Origin of the sequence: Kocuria sp. HMSC066H03, assembly GCF_001812045.1 — a bacterium.
Taxonomy (GTDB): Bacteria; Actinomycetota; Actinomycetes; order Actinomycetales; family Micrococcaceae; genus Kocuria; species Kocuria rhizophila.
The window spans coordinates 112,132-129,843 of sequence record NZ_KV807505.1 but is presented as its reverse complement, the minus strand read 5'-3'; the positions used below and the strand labels follow the sequence as shown (position 1 = coordinate 129,843).

The 17,712-nt window shown below is 70.8% G+C and carries 17 protein-coding genes; 7 read left to right on the top strand and 10 right to left on the bottom strand.

Annotation, left to right across the window (positions count from 1 at the left end):
• Window positions 1–57: 57 nt before the first annotated feature.
• From HMPREF2833_RS02795 to HMPREF2833_RS02785, 3 genes are all read right to left on the bottom strand, one after another.
• Window positions 58–621: a GNAT family N-acetyltransferase gene (locus tag HMPREF2833_RS02795; RefSeq protein ID WP_070636634.1), complete on the bottom strand. Its 564-nt coding sequence runs from the start codon at window positions 619–621 to the stop codon at window positions 58–60.
• 95 nt (window positions 622–716) lie between these two features.
• On the bottom strand, window positions 717–1,763 hold the full coding sequence (locus tag HMPREF2833_RS02790; RefSeq protein ID WP_070636633.1) for an NAD(P)-dependent alcohol dehydrogenase: 1,047 nt from the start codon (window positions 1,761–1,763) through the stop codon (window positions 717–719).
• Between the two features lie 120 nt (window positions 1,764–1,883).
• A complete protein-coding gene (locus tag HMPREF2833_RS02785) occupies window positions 1,884–2,183 on the bottom strand; it encodes an ArsR/SmtB family transcription factor (protein ID WP_070636632.1) in 300 nt (99 codons plus the stop codon).
• 192 nt (window positions 2,184–2,375) lie between these two features.
• On the opposite strand from HMPREF2833_RS02785, the gene arsB reads away from it, so the two are divergent.
• Complete coding sequence (gene arsB / locus HMPREF2833_RS02780; RefSeq protein ID WP_070636631.1) at window positions 2,376–3,440, top strand: ACR3 family arsenite efflux transporter; 1,065 nt, start codon at window positions 2,376–2,378, stop codon at window positions 3,438–3,440.
• A complete protein-coding gene (locus HMPREF2833_RS02775; RefSeq protein WP_070636630.1) occupies window positions 3,437–3,850 on the top strand; it encodes an arsenate reductase ArsC in 414 nt (137 codons plus the stop codon). Before arsB ends, HMPREF2833_RS02775 begins: the two co-directional genes overlap by 4 nt.
• A gap of 92 nt (window positions 3,851–3,942) precedes the next feature.
• On the opposite strand, the gene HMPREF2833_RS02770 is transcribed toward HMPREF2833_RS02775, so the two are convergent.
• Both HMPREF2833_RS02770 and HMPREF2833_RS02765 read right to left on the bottom strand, forming a co-directional pair.
• Entirely contained in the window at window positions 3,943–4,665 is a 723-nt protein-coding gene (locus HMPREF2833_RS02770; protein WP_070636629.1) for an aspartate/glutamate racemase family protein, read from the bottom strand.
• Between the two features lie 35 nt (window positions 4,666–4,700).
• Window positions 4,701–6,245 (bottom strand): NCS1 family nucleobase:cation symporter-1, encoded by a 1,545-nt coding sequence (locus tag HMPREF2833_RS02765; protein ID WP_070636628.1) that lies wholly within the window; start codon window positions 6,243–6,245, stop codon window positions 4,701–4,703.
• Window positions 6,246–6,458: 213 nt separating this feature from the next.
• Between HMPREF2833_RS02765 and HMPREF2833_RS02760 the strand changes: the two genes are divergently transcribed.
• The 4 genes from HMPREF2833_RS02760 to HMPREF2833_RS02745 all read left to right on the top strand — a co-directional run bounded on the left by HMPREF2833_RS02760 (window position 6,459) and on the right by HMPREF2833_RS02745 (window position 11,356).
• Window positions 6,459–7,244, top strand: coding sequence for a hydroxypyruvate isomerase family protein (locus HMPREF2833_RS02760; protein ID WP_101888092.1), 786 nt, complete (start codon window positions 6,459–6,461; stop codon window positions 7,242–7,244).
• A 193-nt stretch (window positions 7,245–7,437) separates the two neighbouring features.
• Window positions 7,438–8,568, top strand: a complete 1,131-nt coding sequence (locus tag HMPREF2833_RS02755) for a glycerate kinase (RefSeq protein ID WP_070636626.1) — start codon at window positions 7,438–7,440, stop codon at window positions 8,566–8,568.
• Window positions 8,569–9,041: 473 nt separating this feature from the next.
• Window positions 9,042–10,361, top strand: a complete 1,320-nt coding sequence (allB, locus tag HMPREF2833_RS02750) for an allantoinase AllB (protein ID WP_083310922.1) — start codon at window positions 9,042–9,044, stop codon at window positions 10,359–10,361.
• Window positions 10,362–10,498: 137 nt separating this feature from the next.
• A complete protein-coding gene (locus HMPREF2833_RS02745; protein WP_070636625.1) occupies window positions 10,499–11,356 on the top strand; it encodes a hypothetical protein in 858 nt (285 codons plus the stop codon).
• Window positions 11,357–11,483: 127 nt separating this feature from the next.
• Here the strand turns inward: HMPREF2833_RS02745 and HMPREF2833_RS02740 are convergent, their stop codons facing one another.
• The 4 genes from HMPREF2833_RS02740 to HMPREF2833_RS02725 are packed head-to-tail and all read right to left on the bottom strand — an operon-like array spanning window position 11,484 to window position 15,484.
• Window positions 11,484–12,638: a glycine betaine ABC transporter substrate-binding protein gene (locus HMPREF2833_RS02740; RefSeq protein ID WP_083310914.1), complete on the bottom strand. Its 1,155-nt coding sequence runs from the start codon at window positions 12,636–12,638 to the stop codon at window positions 11,484–11,486.
• A complete protein-coding gene (locus tag HMPREF2833_RS02735; RefSeq protein WP_371441072.1) occupies window positions 12,635–13,414 on the bottom strand; it encodes an ABC transporter permease in 780 nt (259 codons plus the stop codon). The genes HMPREF2833_RS02740 and HMPREF2833_RS02735 overlap by 4 nt, the downstream gene beginning before the upstream one ends.
• Window positions 13,411–14,850, bottom strand: coding sequence for an ABC transporter ATP-binding protein (locus tag HMPREF2833_RS02730; RefSeq protein ID WP_235005114.1), 1,440 nt, complete (start codon window positions 14,848–14,850; stop codon window positions 13,411–13,413). Before HMPREF2833_RS02730 ends, HMPREF2833_RS02735 begins: the two co-directional genes overlap by 4 nt.
• On the bottom strand, window positions 14,843–15,484 hold the full coding sequence (locus tag HMPREF2833_RS02725) for an ABC transporter permease (protein WP_070636623.1): 642 nt from the start codon (window positions 15,482–15,484) through the stop codon (window positions 14,843–14,845). The genes HMPREF2833_RS02730 and HMPREF2833_RS02725 overlap by 8 nt, the downstream gene beginning before the upstream one ends.
• A gap of 353 nt (window positions 15,485–15,837) precedes the next feature.
• On the opposite strand from HMPREF2833_RS02725, the gene HMPREF2833_RS02720 reads away from it, so the two are divergent.
• The gene (locus HMPREF2833_RS02720; protein WP_070636622.1) at window positions 15,838–16,392 is read left to right on the top strand and encodes a type 1 glutamine amidotransferase domain-containing protein; all 555 of its coding nucleotides are present in this window, start codon (window positions 15,838–15,840) and stop codon (window positions 16,390–16,392) included.
• Window positions 16,393–16,479: 87 nt separating this feature from the next.
• Here the strand turns inward: HMPREF2833_RS02720 and HMPREF2833_RS02715 are convergent, their stop codons facing one another.
• A complete protein-coding gene (locus HMPREF2833_RS02715; protein ID WP_070636621.1) occupies window positions 16,480–17,574 on the bottom strand; it encodes a pyridoxal-phosphate-dependent aminotransferase family protein in 1,095 nt (364 codons plus the stop codon).
• Between the last annotated feature and the right edge of the window lie 138 nt (window positions 17,575–17,712).

The following is a 17,712-nucleotide window of genomic DNA, read 5'->3' as shown; positions in this document are numbered from 1 at the left end:
ACCCCGCCCGTCCGAGAAGGGGCCGCCGGGCCCTGCGCCCGACGGCTCCTTGCGTACTCACCGCCCGCGGAACTCCTCCGCGAGCATCGCGTAGCCGTAGCCGTCGTGCCACTGACCATCCCGGTGCATGCAGTCCCTGACCGTGTGGATTTCTCGGCGCATCCCCACCTTCTCCATGACCTTCCAGGAGCCGGTGTTCTCCGCGAAGCAGCCGGCCTCCACCCGGTGGACACCCATGTCGAACGCGATGGCCAGGCCTTCGCGCACGAGTTCCGTGGCCACGCCACGGCCCTGGGCCCAGGGCGCCACCACCCAGCCGAGCTCCACCTGCTGCCCCCGGGCCTGCTCGGTGACGTCCGTCTGGGACCACGCGTCCTGGTGCTTGACCATGAGGTAGGCCGCGAGCTGCCCCTCCCAGTGGGCCATCAGGTGGGTGGTGGCCAGGGCGTCCCAGTCCGCCCGGAACTCCTCGCGTGAGTCGTAGAGCCTGGTGGTCCAGCGGTTCAGCTCCGGGTCGCTCTTGAGGGCCCACAGGGCGTCGGCATCTTCTGGGGCGAGGCGACCCACGGTGAGCCGCTCGGTGCGGCGGGGCCAGGAGAGGTCGTTCAGGGTTCGGGCCATGGGCTCAGGGTAGTGGAGCGCGGTGAGACGCACGACGACGGCGCCCCGGACCGCGAAGGTCCGGGGCGCCGTAGTCGGCGTGCCTGGGTCTTGCCTCAGATGGTCTTCGCGTCGATCACGAAGCGGTAGCGCACGTCTGAGTCCACCACGCGGTCGTAGGCGTCGTTGAGGTCCTCGGCGTTGATGAGTTCGATCTCCGCCGTGACCCCGTGCTCACCGCAGAAGTCGAGCATCTCCTGGGTCTCGCGGATGCCGCCGATGTTGGAGCCCGTGAGGGACTTGCGGCCGCTGACCAGCAGCGGGGCCTTCACCTCGAGGGTCTCGGTGGGCAGACCCAGCAGCACCATGGCGCCGTGCGGGCGCAGGGTGGCCATGAACTCCTGGACGTCCACGTGCGCCGAGACGGTGTTAATGATGACGTCGAACTCGCCCTTGTGCTGAGACAGCGCCTCCGGGTCCTCCGTGCGGGCGATCCAGTCGGTGGCGCCGAAGCGGCGGCCGTCCTCCTCCTTGGAGCGGGTCTGGCTGATCACGGTCACCTCCGCGCCCATGGCGGCGGCGAGCTTCACGGCCACGTGGCCCAGCCCGCCCATGCCCACCACGGCCACCTTGGAGCCCTCGGTGACACCCCACGTGCGCAGCGGGGAGTACGTGGTGATCCCAGCGCACAGCAGCGGCGTGGTGGCCGCAGGGTCCAGGTTCTCGGGGATGTGCAGGGCGAAGGCCTCGGACACGATGATCTCGGTGGAGTACCCGCCGTCGGTCTGCTCCCCCGTGAAACGGTCCTTGCCGCGGTAGGTGCCCACAGCCTTCGGGCAGTTGTTCTCCTCACCCTTGAGGCACCACTCGCACTCACGGCACGAGTCCACGAGGCACCCCACGCCCGCGCGCTCCCCCACGGTGAACTTCTGGACCTCGGAGCCGACCTCCGTGACGCGACCGATGATCTCGTGCCCGGGGACGAGCGGGAAGTCGATTGGCCCCCACTCCTCGCGCACGGTGTGGATGTCCGAGTGGCAGATCCCGGCGAACTCGATCTCGATGCGGATGTCGTCCGGGCGCAGGTCCCGGCGCTCGATGGTGCCCTTCTCGAGCGGAGCACCGGAGGCGACGGCCTGATAGGCAGCAACATTAGTAGTCATGGGATGTGACTGTAGACCTGTGACCCCGGTCAGGTCATTTCAGGGGAAAGCGGTTCGTGCCAATCCGCACCCGCTCGGGGCGTTCAAGGGCGCCACGACGGACGAGGGCGGGGCACGGCTCTACACCACTGAATCGACGGCCAGCTCGAACACACCCTCCTGCGCGGTGTAGTGCACCCACGTACCCTGCCGGCGCGAGCTGACGAGCCCGGCCTCCCGGAGCTTGCGCAGGTGGTGCGAAATGGTCGCCTGGGACAGATCGAAGTCCGGGAGATCGCACACGCAGATGCTCCCGGGCAGTGCCTTTCGGATCGCGAGGTACAGGCGCAGGCGCACCGGATCCGCCAGGGCTTTGAACACGGCGGCCGAGCGCTCGACGCCGTCGGACGCGTTGTCGATGTGCAGCTCAGCCGAGGTCATGCGCCTATTTTGACAACTGTCTATACGGCGGGCAACCTGGACTGTATTGGTTTCTGTCTAAGCAGGGTTCACGGGGTGCTCAGCCACGGGGCGCCTGTCCCCCGCGAACCGGCCCTCCGGCGCACAGTTGGGCCGCTGAGGCGGGAGCCTCCAACGACGCCACCCGCTCGTGCCGCACCACTGGAGACGACCTTGAGAACTGACACACCCCCGGCCGCCCGCCTCTCCACCCTCGACCGGTTCCTGCCCGTGTGGATCATTGCGGCCATGGTTGCCGGACTCGCGCTGGGCCGTCTGGTGCCGGGACTGGGGGAGGCACTGGGCACCGTCGAGATCCAGGGGGTCTCGCTGCCGATCGCGATCGGCCTGCTCGTGATGATGTACCCGGTGCTCGCCAAGGTGCGCTACGACCGCCTGGACACCGTGACCGGTGACAAGCGCATGCTCGGGGCCTCCCTCCTGCTCAACTGGGTGGTCGGTCCCGCGCTGATGTTCGCCCTCGCCTGGATCTTTCTGCCCGACCTCCCGGAGTACCGGACGGGTCTCATCATCGTGGGGCTGGCGCGCTGCATCGCCATGGTCATCATCTGGAACGACCTTGCGTGCGGTGACCGTGAGGCGGCCGCCGTGCTCGTGGCCCTCAACTCGATCTTCCAGATCATCGCGTTCGGCGCCCTCGGGTGGTTCTACCTGGAGGTGCTGCCGGGGTGGCTCGGGCTGGAGGAGGCCCAGCTGGACGTCTCTCCCTGGCGCATCGCGGCGTCCGTGCTCGTCTTCCTGGGGGTCCCGCTCGTGGCCGGATACCTCTCGCGGCTCATCGGCGAGAAGAAGTGGGGCCGGGAGGCCTACGAGTCCTCGTTCCTGCCCAAGGTCGGCCCGTGGGCCCTGTACGGCCTGCTGTTCACCATCGTGGTCCTGTTCGCCCTGCAGGGTGAGCAGATCACCTCACACCCGCTCGACGTGGTGCGGATCGCCCTTCCCCTGCTCGCCTACTTCCTGCTGATGTGGGGTGGCGGCTTCCTGCTGGGACGTGCACTGGGCTTCTCCTACGAGCGGACCACCACCCTCGCCTTCACCGCCGCCGGCAACAACTTCGAGCTGGCCATCGCGGTGGCCATCGCCACGTTCGGTGTGACCAGCGGTCAGGCACTGGCCGGCGTGGTGGGGCCGCTCATCGAGGTGCCGGCCCTCGTGGGTCTCGTCTACGTGAGCCTGGCCCTCCGCAAGCACTTCCCCCACCAGGGGGTCCGCGCATGAGTCACCGGAACCCCAGCGTGCTGTTCGTGTGCGTCCACAACGCGGGACGCTCCCAGATGGCGGCCGCCTACGTGCGGCTCCTCTCGCGCGGTGCCGTGGAGGTCCGCTCAGCCGGTTCCGCGCCCGCCGCCTCCATCAACCCGGCGGTCCACGAGGCCATGCTCGAGGAGGGCATCGACCTCAGCGCTGAGAGGCCCACAGTGCTCACCCCGGATGCTGTGGAGGCCTCGGACGTGATCGTCACCATGGGGTGCGGGGACGCGTGCCCCTACTACCCCGGCAAGCGCTACGAGGACTGGGCGCTGCAGGACCCTGCGGGGCAGTGCGTTGACGCCGTGCGGCCCATCCGCAACGAGATCAGGCGGCGCGTGGTGGAGCTGCTGGGCACGCTCGGGGTCCCCGTGGGCTGAGCGCGTCCCCGGAGAAGACAGCCGGAGCTCGGCCCGCCTGGACCTGCGTGGCCGGGGTGGGCAGATCCGTCCGATTCCGGGAAGTCCGCGGCTCACCTCCCCAGAGGGAAACCTTTCAGCTCCTTCGGCAGTGGCCGCGCGTAGGTCCGGGACTTCGAGGTGCGCAGCCCCAGCCGCACGAGCGACTGCGCCACGGTCACCGCCGCGGCCACACCGTCCACCACGGGCACGCCGCACTGCTCGCGCACCGCGCTCTCCAGCGCGGCCATCCCGCCACAGCCCAGCACGATCGTCTCTGCGCGGTCCTCGGCGATGGCCTGCTTCGCCTCGTCCACGATCGACTGGATCGCCGCAGTCTCGTCCCGTTCGAGGTCCAGCACCGACGTGTTCGACGCCCGCACGGACGCGCACCGCTCCATGAGCCCAGCCAGCCGCAGCCGGTCCTCGATGAGCGGCACGGTGCGGTCCAGGGTGGTCACCACCGAGTAGCTGCGCCCCACGAACGTGGCCATGGAGGCCGCTGCCTCGGTGATGTCCACGACCGGCTGGTCGAGCAGCTCCTGCAGCCCCTCCCGCCCGTGCTCGCCGAACCCGGCCTGGATCACGGCGTCGAACGGCTCCTCGTATGCGAGCACCGCGTCCATGATCCCCACCGCGGCCAGGTAGGACTCCATGTTTCCCTCGCAGGACGGCGCGCCGAACGAGGGTGTGAGCCCCACGACCTCCACTCCGGGCTCGGCCACCGCGCGCGCCGCCTCCACGATCGACTCGGTCATGGACTGCGTGGTGTTCACGTTGACGGTCAGGATGCGCATGTCATCTCCTCCTGGGATTGCGGGAACGGGACGGGTCAGTGCGTGGTGGCCACGGCGATGGCCTCGCCGTGCTGGTCCGTGTACTCGGGCTCGCGCTTGGCGATCACCAGGTAGCACAGGGCGCCGAGGCCGGCGCCGATGAACCACGAGAACTCACTGGCGCCGTGGAACACCGGAAGCAGCGCGACCGCGAGGGAGGCGAGGGCGGCCGGGACGAACGCCCCGATCGCGCGGGGGTTCACACCGCGGCGGTAGAAGTACTCACCGTCGTGGGTGTCCACGTAGAGCTGGGGGACGTTCACGCTGGAGCGGCGGATCAGCCAGTAGTCCACCATGATGATCCCGAACAGCGGACCCAGCAGCGCACCCAGTCCGCCCAGGAAGTACACGATCACCACGGGTGAGTTGTAGAGGTTCCAGGGCAGGATCACCAGGCCGATCACGGCGGAGAGGATCGCGGCCTTCTGGAAGTTCAGCGCCCGCGGGAACATGTTGGTCAGCGCGTAGGTGGGCGCCACGAAGTTGGCCATGAGGTTCACGGCCACCGTGAGGATCAGCAGCGCCAGGGAGGCGAGCACCAGCAGCGGGGTGGACGGGATGGTCTGCACGATGTCCGCCGGGGAGGTGATCACGGTGCCGTCCAGTTTGAACTGGGCGCCCGCGAGCGAGACCACGATGAGTCCGAACAGCAGCATGTTGATGGGAATGCCCCAGAAGTTCCCGCGCACGATCGCCCCGCGGCTCATGGCCGAGCGGGTGAAGTCGCAGAAGTTCAGCACGAAGGTCCCGTAGATGGAGACCCACAGGGCGCCACCGCCCAGGATGTGCAGCCACATCTGCCCGCCAGTGAGCGGGTCGTCGATGCTCCAGGCGATCGAGAAGTCCACGCGGGCCAGCATCCACACCGCGAGCGCCACCATGGTCACCAGGATGATGGGCCCGGCGAACGCCTCGTACCGTCGGATCATCTCCATGCCGTAGCAGACGATGACCACCTGGATGATCCACAGGGCCACGAAGCTGATCCAGCCCAGGGTGGACAGCCCCAGAACGCTGTTGGCGTCCAGCTCCGCGAGGGACGGCACCAGGGCGATGAGCATGACCCGCAGCACCACGGACGCCAGGTAGGTCTGGATCCCGAACCACGCAATGGCCACGATCCCGCGCACCGCCGCGGGCAGCTGCGCCCCGTGCACGCCGAAGGAGATCCGGCTCATCACGGGGTAGGGCACACCGGTCTTGAAGCCCATGAACCCGGACAGGCACAGCAGCACGAACAGCAGCAGCGCCCCCACACCGAGCGCGGTGAGCACCTGCCACGCACCGAGTCCCAGCGCGAAGAGACCGATGGCGAAGCCGTAGTTGCCCAGCGAATGCACGTCGTTGGCCCACAGCGTGAAGATGCTGTACGCGCTCCACGTGCGGCCGTGGCGGCTGGTGGGCGCGAGGTCCACGTTGTAGAGCTTGTCGGAGGTGTCCGGCGGCGGTTCCACGGCCACGGAGCGCGGACCGTAGACCTGTCCGGGAACGGGGCGACCGGCGGCCTGGTCCGGGGTCCGTGGAACGTCTGGGGTGGACATGGGCTCTCCTAGGATCGTGCGCGGCGGGGCGCCGGGTTCGGTGCCCGCCGGGTGCACGGCTGCGAGAGCTGAGGCGCCGTCGCATCGTGCGGCTCCCAAGATCTCACACGAGAGGTTGACGCGCATCACATTCGGTCGATAATTTTTCACCTGGAAGAACTGTATTTCCACATCATGGAACATGACCGCAGTGCGGCGGCGGCAGGAGGACACGTGAACTACACCGTCAACGCCTCGATCGTGTTCGCGGACCTCCCCCTGCTCGACCGCGCGGCCGCGGTCGCCCGGCACGGCTTCACGCGCGCGGAGTTCTGGTGGCCGTTCGACTCCCCCACCCCACCTCAAGAGGAGGTGGACGCCTTCGTGGCCTCGCTGCAGGACGCGGGCGTCCAGCTCACCGGGCTCAACTTCTACGCCGGGGACATGCCCTCCGGCGAGCGCGGCGTGCTCTCCCACCCCTCCCGCACGGCGGAGTTCCGCGCGAACGTGGACGTGGTCGCGGAGATCGCCCGCGCCACGGGATGCCGCCACTTCAATGCGCTGCACGGCAACCGCCTCGACGGTCTCGGCGCGCAGGAGCAGCGGACGACGGCGCTCGCAAACCTCCGCCACGCCGCAAACCTTCTCGCCCCGCTGGACGGGACGGTGCTGCTCGAACCGGTCTCCGGCGTCCCCGCCTACCCCCTCAGAACCGCGGCGGACGCGCTCGCGGTGGTCGACGCCGTGGACCGGGAGAACGTGCGGCTGCTCGCGGACTTCTACCACCTGGCCGTCAACGGCGACGACGTTCCCGCCGTCATCGAAGCCCATGCCGCGGACTTCGGACACGTCCAGATCGCGGACGCCCCCGGTCGCCACGAACCGGGCACCGGCGGGCTGCCGCTGCTCGACTGGGTGGCCCGGTCCCGCGAGCTCGGCTACACCGGGGACGTCGCCCTCGAATACACTCCGTCCCGCGAGGACCCGTTCGCGTGGCTGCCACGGTCGGAGCGGGCATGAGAGCCGCGTCACCGGTCGGGTGCCTGGCCGCACCGTGCACGTTCGAGCATCCGCTCAGAGCGGTGCCAGCGCGCTCCCGCCGGGCGGCGTGCGGAACGGGGCCCCGCGGCGTCGTCGTGCTGGAATGGCCCCGAGGGACGCACACCACCGGGGCGCTCCGGCCGTGACCGAGACCGTTCCGCAAGGAGGCGCCGTGCGCATCGTGGTGGCACCCGACAAGTTCAAGGGCTCCGTGACCGCCCGCGAGGCCGCCGCCCACCTCGCGGCCGGGATCCGGGACGCCTCACCGGACGCGGACGTGGTGGAGCTGCCCGTGGCCGACGGCGGTGAGGGCACCCTCGACGCCGCCCTGGAGGCCGGTTTCACGCGCCAGGACCTCACCGTCACGGGCCCGGCGGGAGATCCCGTGGCCGCGGCGTGGGCCCGGCGCGGGGACGAGGCCGTGGTCGAGATGGCGCTGGCTTCGGGCCCGGCCGCCCTGCCCCACCGTGACGGCGAGCCCGTGCTGCAGGCCCGCACCGCCACGAGCCACGGCACGGGCGAGCTGGTCGCCGCCGCCCTGGACGCCGGGTGCACGCGCGTGGTCCTGGGCGTGGGCGGCAGCGCCACCACGGACGGCGGCGCCGGGATGCTCACCGCGCTGGGTCTGCGGCTGCTGGACGAGCACGGCGAGCCCCTCCCCCGCGGCGGCGCGGCACTCGCGCACCTGCACACCGTGGACGCCTCCCGGTTGCACCCCCGCGTGCGGGAGGCGCAGTTCGTGCTGGCCGCGGACGTGGACAACCCTCTGACCGGTCCGAGCGGAGCCGCCGCCGTGTTCGGCCCCCAGAAGGGCGCCTCGCCGCAGGATGTCATGGACCTCGACGCCGCCCTGGGCACCTTCCGCGACCGGCTCGCCGACGCGCTCGGCGAGCCAGCCCGCGCCGCCGCGGATGCCCCGGGAGCGGGTGCCGCCGGTGGCGTGGGGTACGCGGCGCTCGCGGTGCTCGGGGCCGAGCGCAGGCCCGGCGTGGACGTGGTCCTGGACCTCGTGGATCTGGACGCCGCCGTGGCGCGTGCGGACCTGCTCGTCACGGGCGAGGGCAGCCTGGACGAGCAGAGCCTGGGCGGCAAGACCCCGCTGGGCGTGCTGCGGGTGGGCCGGCGCCACGGGGTCCCGGTGATCGCCGTGTGCGGTCGCACCACCCTCTCCCAGGAGGCGCTGACCGAAGCGGGCTTCGCCGCCGTCCACGAGCTCCGCGCCCTCGCCCCGGACACGGCCACCTCCATGCGCGAGGCCCCGCGCCTGCTGCGTGAGGTGGGTCACCGCCTACGCTCGCAGTAGCACCCGTACGCCCACCCACTTCTGCCGCATCACCGGCACGCCCCACCGAAAGGACCACCGACATGAACGCTTCACCCCAACGCGGTTCCCGCAAGCCCTCGCACGACGACGCCGCGGCACCGGACAGCGCGCCGCAGCGGCCCGAGCACGCGGCCTCCACGGACCCCGCCCGGAACGACGAACAGGCCACGGTGGACGTGCGCGCGAAGGTGGAGCGGGCGGCGTCGTCCCCCGAGCGGGACGAGTCCCCCGAGGAGGTTGCGGAACAGAACTCGAACCTCGCGGAGACCCCCGAGAACCGGGCCGAACGGGGTGGTGAGCGCGCCGCGCAGATCGCGCTGGCCGCCGAGGTCAACGGTGCGGAGCACGTGCGCGAACTGATCCGGGAGTACCGAGCCGAGCATCACCTCACGGGGGCGGACGAGTCCGCGGAGGCCCGGGGCACCGGACGGCGGGACGGCGAGTTCGACCTCGTGGTCCGCGGCCACCGGGTGATGTGCGGGGACCACTTCGTGCCCCGGGAGGTGGGCGTGCGGAACGGCAAGATCGCCGCGATCGAACCGCTCGGCGCCGGTCTGCAGGGCGTGCGGGTCGTGGAGCTCGCCGAGGACGAGAGCCTGCTGCCCGGCCTCGTGGACACCCACGTGCACGTGAACGAGCCCGGGCGCACCGAGTGGGAGGGCTTCGCCACCGCCACGCGGGCGGCCGCGGCGGGCGGTGTGACCACCATCGTGGACATGCCCCTGAACTCCGTGCCGGCCACCGTGAACACGGCCGCCCTCGAGTACAAGCGGCTGTTCGCGCAGCAGAACGCGTTCGTGGACATCGGCTTCTGGGGCGGTGCGATTCCCGGGAACAAGGCGGACCTGCGCCCCCTGCACGACGACGGCGTGTTCGGCTTCAAGTGCTTCCTGCTGCACTCCGGTGTGGACGAGTTCCCGCACCTGGAGGCGGACGAGATGGAGGAGGCGCTCGCCGAGATCAAGACCTTCGACTCGCTGCTGATCGTGCACGCGGAGGACTCCCGCACCATCGACAAGGCCCCGCAGCCCAACGGCAACGTGTACGAGAACTTCCTGAAGTCCCGCCCGCGCGGTGCGGAGAACATCGCGATCGCGGAGGTCATCGAGCGCACCCGCTGGACCGGGGCCCGCTCGCACATCCTGCACCTGTCCTCCTCGGACGCGATCCCCATGATCCGCTCCGCCAAGAACGACGGCCTGGACATCACCGTGGAGACCTGCCCGCACTACCTCACGCTGCTCTCCGAGGAGATCCCGGACGGCGCCACCGCGTTCAAGTGCTGCCCGCCGGTGCGCGAGGTCTCCAACCGGGAGAAGCTGTGGGAGGGGCTGATCGACGGCACCATCGACTACATCGTCTCGGACCACTCCCCCTCCACCCTGGACCTCAAGGACATGGGCAACGGGGACTTCGGGGTCGCGTGGGGCGGCGTCTCGTCGCTGCAGCTGGGCCTGTCCCTGATCTGGACCGAGGCACGACGCCGCGGGGTCGGGCTCGAGCGCGTGGTGCGGTGGATGTCCACGCGCCCGGCCGAGCGCGTGGGTCTGCGCGGCAAGGGCAAGCTGTCCCTGGGCTACGACGCGGACATGGCGGTCTTCGCCGCGGACGAGAGCTACGTGGTGGACGCCCAGCGCCTGAACCACAAGAACCCCATCACCCCGTACCAGGGCAAGGTGCTCTCCGGGAAGGTGCGCGCGACCTTCGTGGGCGGGCACGAGGTGGACTACGAGACGCCCACGGGCCGCCTCCTGAGCCGCGGCCAGGCCTGACGCGGCCTCGCCCCTCCCTGACGACGGGCGGGGCGAGGCCGTGCTGCTCCTGAGGACCCCGGCCCCGCACTGCCGTCTCCCCCGAGCGGCGCACCGGTTGTCCTTTGCACATCGCAGCCCTCGCGTACCCTGCTGGGATGCGTTCCCCTCGCCCGCTTCCCGCGCGCCCCGACGACCACGACGACGGCCCTCCGGCCGGCAGCCGCTACCAGCGCCTCGACAGCGCCGCCGTCCGCGGTTCCGCCGCCACCCTGCAGCGCCGGATCTATACCCGCTTCCCCCGCCGCAGCCTGTGGGAGGTGGGCGGTGAGCTGATCGCCCTGGTGGACGAGGTGGTGGAGGGCGGCGGCATCAGCCGGCGCCGGATCCGCTCGGCCCGGCTGCTCTCGCGGCTCGGCGTGCTGGTGGTGCTGCTGGTCTTCGGCACGGCCATCGCCCTGGCCGCCGCGAGCATCTGGTCCAACCCCGAGTCCCTGGGCCCCGTGGACTGGCTGCCCCTGCTGGAGACCGTGGTCAACGACCTCGTCTTTGCGGGCATCGCCATCTTCTTCCTGCTGGCCGTGCCCCAGCGCATGGAGCGCGCCCGGGTGCTGCGCGTGCTGCACCGGCTGCGCTCGCTGGCCCACGTGATCGACATGCACCAGCTCGTGAAGGTCCCCGAGCGCCTGCCGACCGCCCGCCCGGAGGCCGGGGGCACGACGTCGCCCGCGCACCCCCGCGGCCCAGGCACCGGTCCCGCGCGGGACGGCGCGGCGGCGTCGGCAACGACCGACGAGCGCGGCGGAGAACTGCGGATGACCCGCTCCGAGATGACCCAGTACCTGGACTACTGCACCGAGATGCTGTCCCTGGTAGGCAAGACCGCGGCGCTGTTCGCGGAGGACACCACGGACGGGGACGTGCTGGATGCGGTGGAGGGCATCGAGACCCTCACCTCGGACATGGCGCGGAAGGTGTGGCAGAAGATCGCGATCATCCAGGAGCAGGCGGGCTGATCGTCCGGGATGCGGCGTGCCGCACGCAGGAACGGGGAGCGGGCAGCTCGCTCCGGCGGTCCGGTGGGCGGGCCCGCGTGGCGACAGACGGACCGGCTCGCCGTCGGCGACTCCCGCCCCGGGAGGGTCAGGACGCCGGGGTGATGAGCCCCTGCTCCACCATCCAGTCGTAGGCCACGTCCCCGGGCTCCTCGCCACCCTGGTCCACGCGGGCGTTGAGCTCGCGCATGGTCTCGTCCGTGAGCAGCGGGGAGAGCTGCGCGAACACGTCCTCCAGCTCCGGGTACTTCTCCAGCGTCTCGGTGTTGAACACGGGCGCGGCGTTGTAGGCGGGGAAGAACCCGCGGTCGTCCTCCAGCAGCGTGAGGTCCAGGGTGTCGATGCGTCCGTCCGTGGTGAAGGCCTCGCCGAAGTTGCAGTCCCCCGCGTCCGTGGCGGTGTAGACGGCGCCGGTGTCGTAGACCCCGATGTTCTCGTCCGGCACCCCGTCCGCCACGCCGCGGTCCAGCCCGTACGCCTCCAGCATGGGGTTCAGCCCGTCCGGGCGGGAGTTGAACTCCGCCTCCACGCAGAACGTGCGCTCGCTCACGGGCAGCTCGGCCACGTCCGAGAAAGTGGTGATGTCACCCAGCTCCGCCACGGCCTCGCTGCGCACCGCGAACCGGTAGGTGTTGTTCAGCGGGGCCGGTTCCGCCCACGTGAGCCCGTTCTCCAGGTCCGCGTCCCGCACCGCCTCGTACTGCTTCTGCTGGTCCGCGATCCCCTTCTCGTGGTTGAGGTAGGTGATCCACGCGGTGCCCGTGTACTCGTAGGTCATGTCCGCCTCCCCGGAGAGCATGACCTCGCGGGTGGGCTGGCTGCCGGGGATGTTGGTGAGGTCCGTGACCTCGAAACCCGCGGCCTGCGCGGCGAGCACGGCCATCTTGCCCAGGATCAGCTGCTCCGTGAAGTTCTTGCCCGCCACCGTGAGGTGCGCGTCCTGCGGCAGGCCCTCGATCGGCTGGATGCTGCCCGGCCCGGCCGCGGGCACGTAGGAGGAGGCCGGCTGCAGCCCGCAGCCCGCCAGCAGCAGGACCCCGGCCACGGCGGCCACGCCCGAGGCGGCACGTCGTCCCCCGCGGCGCGAGCGGTGCCGCCGGCCGGAGCACACCGGGGACACGGGGGACGCGGTGTCCCGGTGCGCGGCGTCGTCGCCGTCCGGGGCGGGAGCAGCCGGGCCCGACGACGCCGCGCCGCCCGGCCACCCGCGGCCGTGGACTTCCGATGCGTGCGTCATGGTCACAGTCCCTTCGGTCGGGCCACGTGCTCGACCACGCGGCCGAGCCAGTCGACGACGATGGCGAGCAGCGCGACCAGCAGCGATCCCACCACGAGGACCTTGGTCAGGTTGAGGTTCACACCGGTGGTGATGAGGATGCCCAGCCCGCCGCCGTTGATGAACGTGGCCAGCGTGGCCGTGCCCACCAGCAGCACGAGCGCGGTGCGGATCCCGGCGAGCATCACGGGGACGGCCAGGGGAAGCTCCACCCGGAACAGCACCGCGGCGGCGCTCATGCCCATGCCCCGCCCGGCCTCCACGAGCCGCTGGTCCACCTGCTGCAGCCCCACCATGGTGTTGCGCAGCACCGGGAGCACGGCGTAGGACACCAGGGCGATGACGGCCGCGGTGAACCCGAAGCCCACGATGAAGGCCAGCAGCACGATCAGGCCGATCGCGGGCGCGGCCTGTCCGATGTTCGCCACCACCATCACGGGTCCGGAGAGCCGCCGGAACGGACGCCGGGTCAGCAGGACCCCCAGCGGGATGGCGATCACCAGCACGATGGCCGCGGCCACCACCGTGAGCTGCAGGTGCTCCACGGTGTAGTTCCAGAGGTTTGCCGGGGCCAGAGTGGTCCGCTCGGTCTCACTCAGGTCCCCGAAGGCCAGGTAGGACCACAGGCCCGCGATTGCTAGGAGCACCACGACCAGCTGGATCCACAGCGAGCGCATGCTGCCGCTGGTGAGGGTCTCGGCCTCGGCTCGGGTGGCGTCGGGGGCCTGGGTGGTACCGCTCATGCCCGCCCGCCCCGGGCCTCGGGGCCGGCACCCGGCTGGGGCTCTGCGGAGCCTCCGGGCGCCGGGTCTCCGTGACCGGTGGGCGGTGTGGCGCCCGTCGCGGGGCCCGGGTCAACGCCCTCGGCGGGCGCCTCGCCCTCCCCTGCTGGAGCTTTGCCGTGCCCGGCGGGTGCTTCGCCCGGTGCCGCGGCGTGAGATCCGGCGGCTCCGGGCTCGGCGGTGGAGGCGGTGAACTGCGCCGTGTTCGCTCCCTCGGGGCTCTCGGAATCCTCCCGGGCCGCGGACTGGGACGCGGAGATCGCGTCCATGATGGTCGCGATGGTCACCAGACCCACCAGGCGGCCCCGGCGGTCCACCACGAGCGCACTGCCCGTGCTGCCCATGAGCATCGCATCCAGCGCGTCGTGGAGGGTGGACTGCGCCGTCACCAGAGGGAGGTTCGGATCCGCCGCTACAGGGAGGGTCCGCAGCCGCTCCACCTGCCGGCGGGACAACCACTGCACGGCGCGTCCGGAGGAGTCCACGAGCACCACGTTCTCCTCTCCCGCGGCCACCATGCCCGCCAGCACGTCCGCGGGTGCGGTGTCCGCCGCGGCCACGTGGGCGTCCGCGAGCTCCACCTCACCCACCCTGCTCAGGGTGAGCTGCTTGAGGCCCGCGCCGGAGCCGATGAAGCTCTCCACGAAGTCGTCCGCGGGATTGGCCAGGATGCGCTCCGGGGAGTCGTACTGCACGAGCCGCGCCCCCTCGTCGAACACGGCAATCCAGTCCCCGAGCTTCACGGCCTCGTCGAAGTCGTGGGTCACGCACACGATGGTCTTCTGCAGCTCGGCCTGGATGTTGAGCAGCTCGTTCTGCAGCCGCTGACGGGTGATGGGGTCCACGGCTCCGAAGGGCTCGTCCATGAGCAGCACGGGCGGGTCCGCCGCGAGCGCCCGGGCCACTCCCACGCGCTGCTGCTGGCCGCCGGAGAGCTCCTTGGGGTAGCGGTCCCGGTAGGTGTTCGGGTCCAGGGAGACGAGTTCGAGCAGCTCGTCCACGCGGCGCGCGATGCGCTTGCTGTCCCACTTCAGCATCTTGGGGACCAGGGCGATGTTTGCCCCCACCGTCATGTGCGGGAACAGCCCACCGGCCTGGATGACGTAGCCGATGTTGCGGCGCAGCTTGTCACCGTCCATGCCCGTGACGTCGTCCCCGTTGATCACGATGCTGCCGCTCGAGGGCTCGATGAGCCTGTTGATCATCTTCAGCGTGGTGGTCTTGCCGCACCCGGAGGGGCCCACGAGCATGACCACGCTGCCGGCCGGGATCTCCAGGGTGAGGCCACCCACCGCGGGCTTCTTCTGGCCCGGGTACCGCTTGGTGACCTGCCGCAGGAGGATGGCGGCACCGCTCACGGACTGCTCGCCGGTTGCTGCTGCTGACTGTTCAGACACGGATACCTCGCGGAGTGGTGAGTCGACCGATGAGCACGAGCGCCAGGTCGAGGATGACGGCCAGGACGATCACACCCACCACGCCCACGACGACCGACTCGAAGGCATTGGCACCTCCCAGCCGGGACAGGCCCGAGAAGATGAATCCGCCCAGTCCCGGGCCGAGGGTGTAGGCGGCCACGGCGGCGATGCCCATGACCATCTGAGCGGAGACCCGGATGCCCGCCATGATCACCGGCCAGGCCATGGGGATCTCCACGGTGAGCAGGGTGCGCAGCCGGCTCATGCCGATCCCGCGCGCGGATTCCCGCACGGCGCCGGGGATCCCACTGAGCCCCACCACGGCGTTGCGCAGGATGGGCAGGGTGGCGAAGAAGGTCACCACGATCACCGCCGGGGTGACGCCGAAGCCGAACGGTGCGATGAGCAGCCCGATGAGCGCGAAGGACGGGATGGTGAGCCCCACGGCGGAGACCCCGTTGGCGATCCCCGAGGCCGTGGGGCTGCGGTAGACCAGGGCGGCAATGACCACCGCCAGCACCGTGGCCAGCACCAGGCACTGGACCACCAGGCTGAAGTGCTGCCAGGACGCGAAGAGGATCTCCTCGCGTCTCTGGGTGATGAAGTCCCACATGGGTGTACCGGCTCCTCGGATCGGCGCGGAACCGGCGTTCGACGCAACGGACCGTGGCCCCGCCGCGGACTGCCGGCTCGGTGCCGGCAGGAGCCGTCTCTCGCTCTTCGATCGTAGGTGCATTCGCATCTTTCGGGACCACGCCGCGCCGCACCCCGCGGGTTCGGCCCGCACCCGGCGCGACTCCAGCGTGGTTCTCCGAGCCACCGTGCCCCCGCGCCTCCGCACCGGGGCCGAGCCGAGCGGCGTCGTGCGCGTCCCGCTGTCAGCGGAACCCGCCGCCACGATCTTGCAGGCTTCGGGAGCGCGGTGCCACAGTAGAAGTCATCACCCGATAGAAAGGACCCTTAGCAATGTCTGACCTGTCCGGAAAGAAGATCCTCCTCCTTGTCAACAACCAGGGCGTGGAGCAGGACGAGCTGAAGGTGCCCGCCGACAAGCTGCGCGCCGACGGCGCGGAGGTCACGGTGGCCGCCCCCGAGTCCGGCGAGGTGAAGTCGCTCGTGGGCGACTGGGACCTCGGCGAGACCTTCCCCGTGGACGCGACCATCTCCTCCGTGGACGACGCCGCGTACGACCTCCTGCTGCTGCCCGGCGGCACCCTGAGCGCGGACTCCCTGCGCCTGGACGAGGACGCGCAGAAGATCGCCAAGGCCTTCGCCTCCTCCGGGCGCCCGGTGGCCTCCATCTGCCACGGCCCGTGGCTGCTCGTGGAGACCGGCCTGGTGGACGGCAAGACCCTGACCTCCTACCAGTCGGTGAAGACGGACATCGTCAACGCCGGCGGCAGCTGGGTGGACGAGCAGGTGAAGGTGTGCCCCGCCAACGGCTGGACGCTCATCACCTCCCGCAACCCCGGTGACCTGGACGCGTTCGTGGGCGCCATCGAGGACCAGCTCACCGCCTGATCCGCGCCCCTTCACACCGCACGACGACGGCGGGCCCCACCTTCCCGGTGGGGCCCGCCGTTCGCGTGGGTCAGGTGGTTGCAAGGGTCAGCGACCCAGCACGTTCCTCAACGCACCGAGGATCAGGGTCACGGACTCCATCGACGCGTTCGGGCCCATGAGACCGATGCGCCACACGGTGCCCGCGTACTCCTTCACACCGGGGCCGATCTCCATGTTGTAGGTCTCCAGCAGCTCCTTGCGGACCGCGGCGGAGTCCACACCCCCCGGGACCTTCACGGTGGTCAGCTCCGGCAGGCGGTGGCCCTCGCGGGCGAAGAGCTCCAGGCCCATCTCCTGCAGACCGTCCTGCAGCGCACGGCCCGCGGCCTCGTGACGCTCGCGGACGGCGTCGAGCCCCTCCGCCAGCACGCGGCGCAGACCGGCCTCCAGCGAGGCGACCATCGCGACCGGCGCGGTGTGGTGGTAGGTGCGGGTGGCCCCGGAGGCCTCACCCACGTAGCCACCGAGCATCCCGAGGTCCAGGTACCACGAGCGGGGCTTCTCCACGCGGCGCTCCCACGCCCGGTCGGAAACCGTGAACGGCGCCAGGCCGGGGGCCACGCCCAGGCACTTCTGGGTGCCCGCGTAGCCGATGTCGATGCCCCACTCGTCCGCCTTGAGCTCGATCCCGCCGATGGACGTCACGGCGTCCACGAGCAGCAGGGCGTCACCCTTGAGCGCGCCGAGGGCGGCGATGTCCGAGCGGACACCCGTGGAGGTCTCCGCGTGCACCGCCGCGATGATCTTCGGGGACGGGTGCGCCGCGGCCACCTTCTCGGGGTCCACGGGCTCGCCGAACGGGAAGTCCACGCGGGTCACCTCGGCACCGCAGCGGGCGGCGACGTCGCACATGCGCTCCCCGAACAGGCCGTTGACCGCGATCACCACGGGGTCCCCCGGGTTCACGAAGTTCACGAACGCGGCCTCCATGCCCGCGGAGCCGGTGGCGGACAGCGGCAGGGTGCGGCGGTTCTCGGTGCCCCACACCTTCCGCAGCCCGTCGCACGCGCTGTCCATGACCGCGAGGAACTGGGGGTCCAGGTGGCCGAGCAGCGGGCGCGCGAGTGCCTCGGTGGCCTCCGGGTACGGGTTGGTGGGGCCGGGGCCGAACAGGTGGCGGACGGTCATGATCTCGCTCATGGAAGGGTCTCCTGACTGCGCCGGCCGCGCTCACGTCCTCGCGAGGCGGTGTCCGCGGGACAACCGGCGGACGGCGGCGCGCTGTGGTGTGCGGGGCCACCTCCAGAGTAGAGCCATATCACAGCCCACGCGATGACC

What these genes read in the sequence shown, in the direction of transcription:
- HMPREF2833_RS02725 (WP_070636623.1), bottom strand. Translation starts at nt 15,484, where the DNA reads ATGTGGGACTTCATCACCCAGAGACGCGAGGAGATCCTCTTCGCGTCC.
- HMPREF2833_RS02770 (WP_070636629.1), bottom strand. Translation starts at nt 4,665, where the DNA reads ATGCGCATCCTGACCGTCAACGTGAACACCACGCAGTCCATGACCGAG.
- HMPREF2833_RS02765 (WP_070636628.1), bottom strand. Translation starts at nt 6,245, where the DNA reads ATGTCCACCCCAGACGTTCCACGGACCCCGGACCAGGCCGCCGGTCGC.
- HMPREF2833_RS02785 (WP_070636632.1), bottom strand. Translation starts at nt 2,183, where the DNA reads ATGACCTCGGCTGAGCTGCACATCGACAACGCGTCCGACGGCGTCGAG.
- HMPREF2833_RS02735 (WP_371441072.1), bottom strand. Translation starts at nt 13,414, where the DNA reads ATGAGCGGTACCACCCAGGCCCCCGACGCCACCCGAGCCGAGGCCGAG.
- HMPREF2833_RS02775 (WP_070636630.1), top strand. Translation starts at nt 3,437, where the DNA reads ATGAGTCACCGGAACCCCAGCGTGCTGTTCGTGTGCGTCCACAACGCG.
- HMPREF2833_RS02745 (WP_070636625.1), top strand. Translation starts at nt 10,499, where the DNA reads ATGCGTTCCCCTCGCCCGCTTCCCGCGCGCCCCGACGACCACGACGAC.
- HMPREF2833_RS02720 (WP_070636622.1), top strand. Translation starts at nt 15,838, where the DNA reads ATGTCTGACCTGTCCGGAAAGAAGATCCTCCTCCTTGTCAACAACCAG.
- HMPREF2833_RS02795 (WP_070636634.1), bottom strand. Translation starts at nt 621, where the DNA reads ATGGCCCGAACCCTGAACGACCTCTCCTGGCCCCGCCGCACCGAGCGG.
- HMPREF2833_RS02790 (WP_070636633.1), bottom strand. Translation starts at nt 1,763, where the DNA reads ATGACTACTAATGTTGCTGCCTATCAGGCCGTCGCCTCCGGTGCTCCG.
- HMPREF2833_RS02715 (WP_070636621.1), bottom strand. Translation starts at nt 17,574, where the DNA reads ATGAGCGAGATCATGACCGTCCGCCACCTGTTCGGCCCCGGCCCCACC.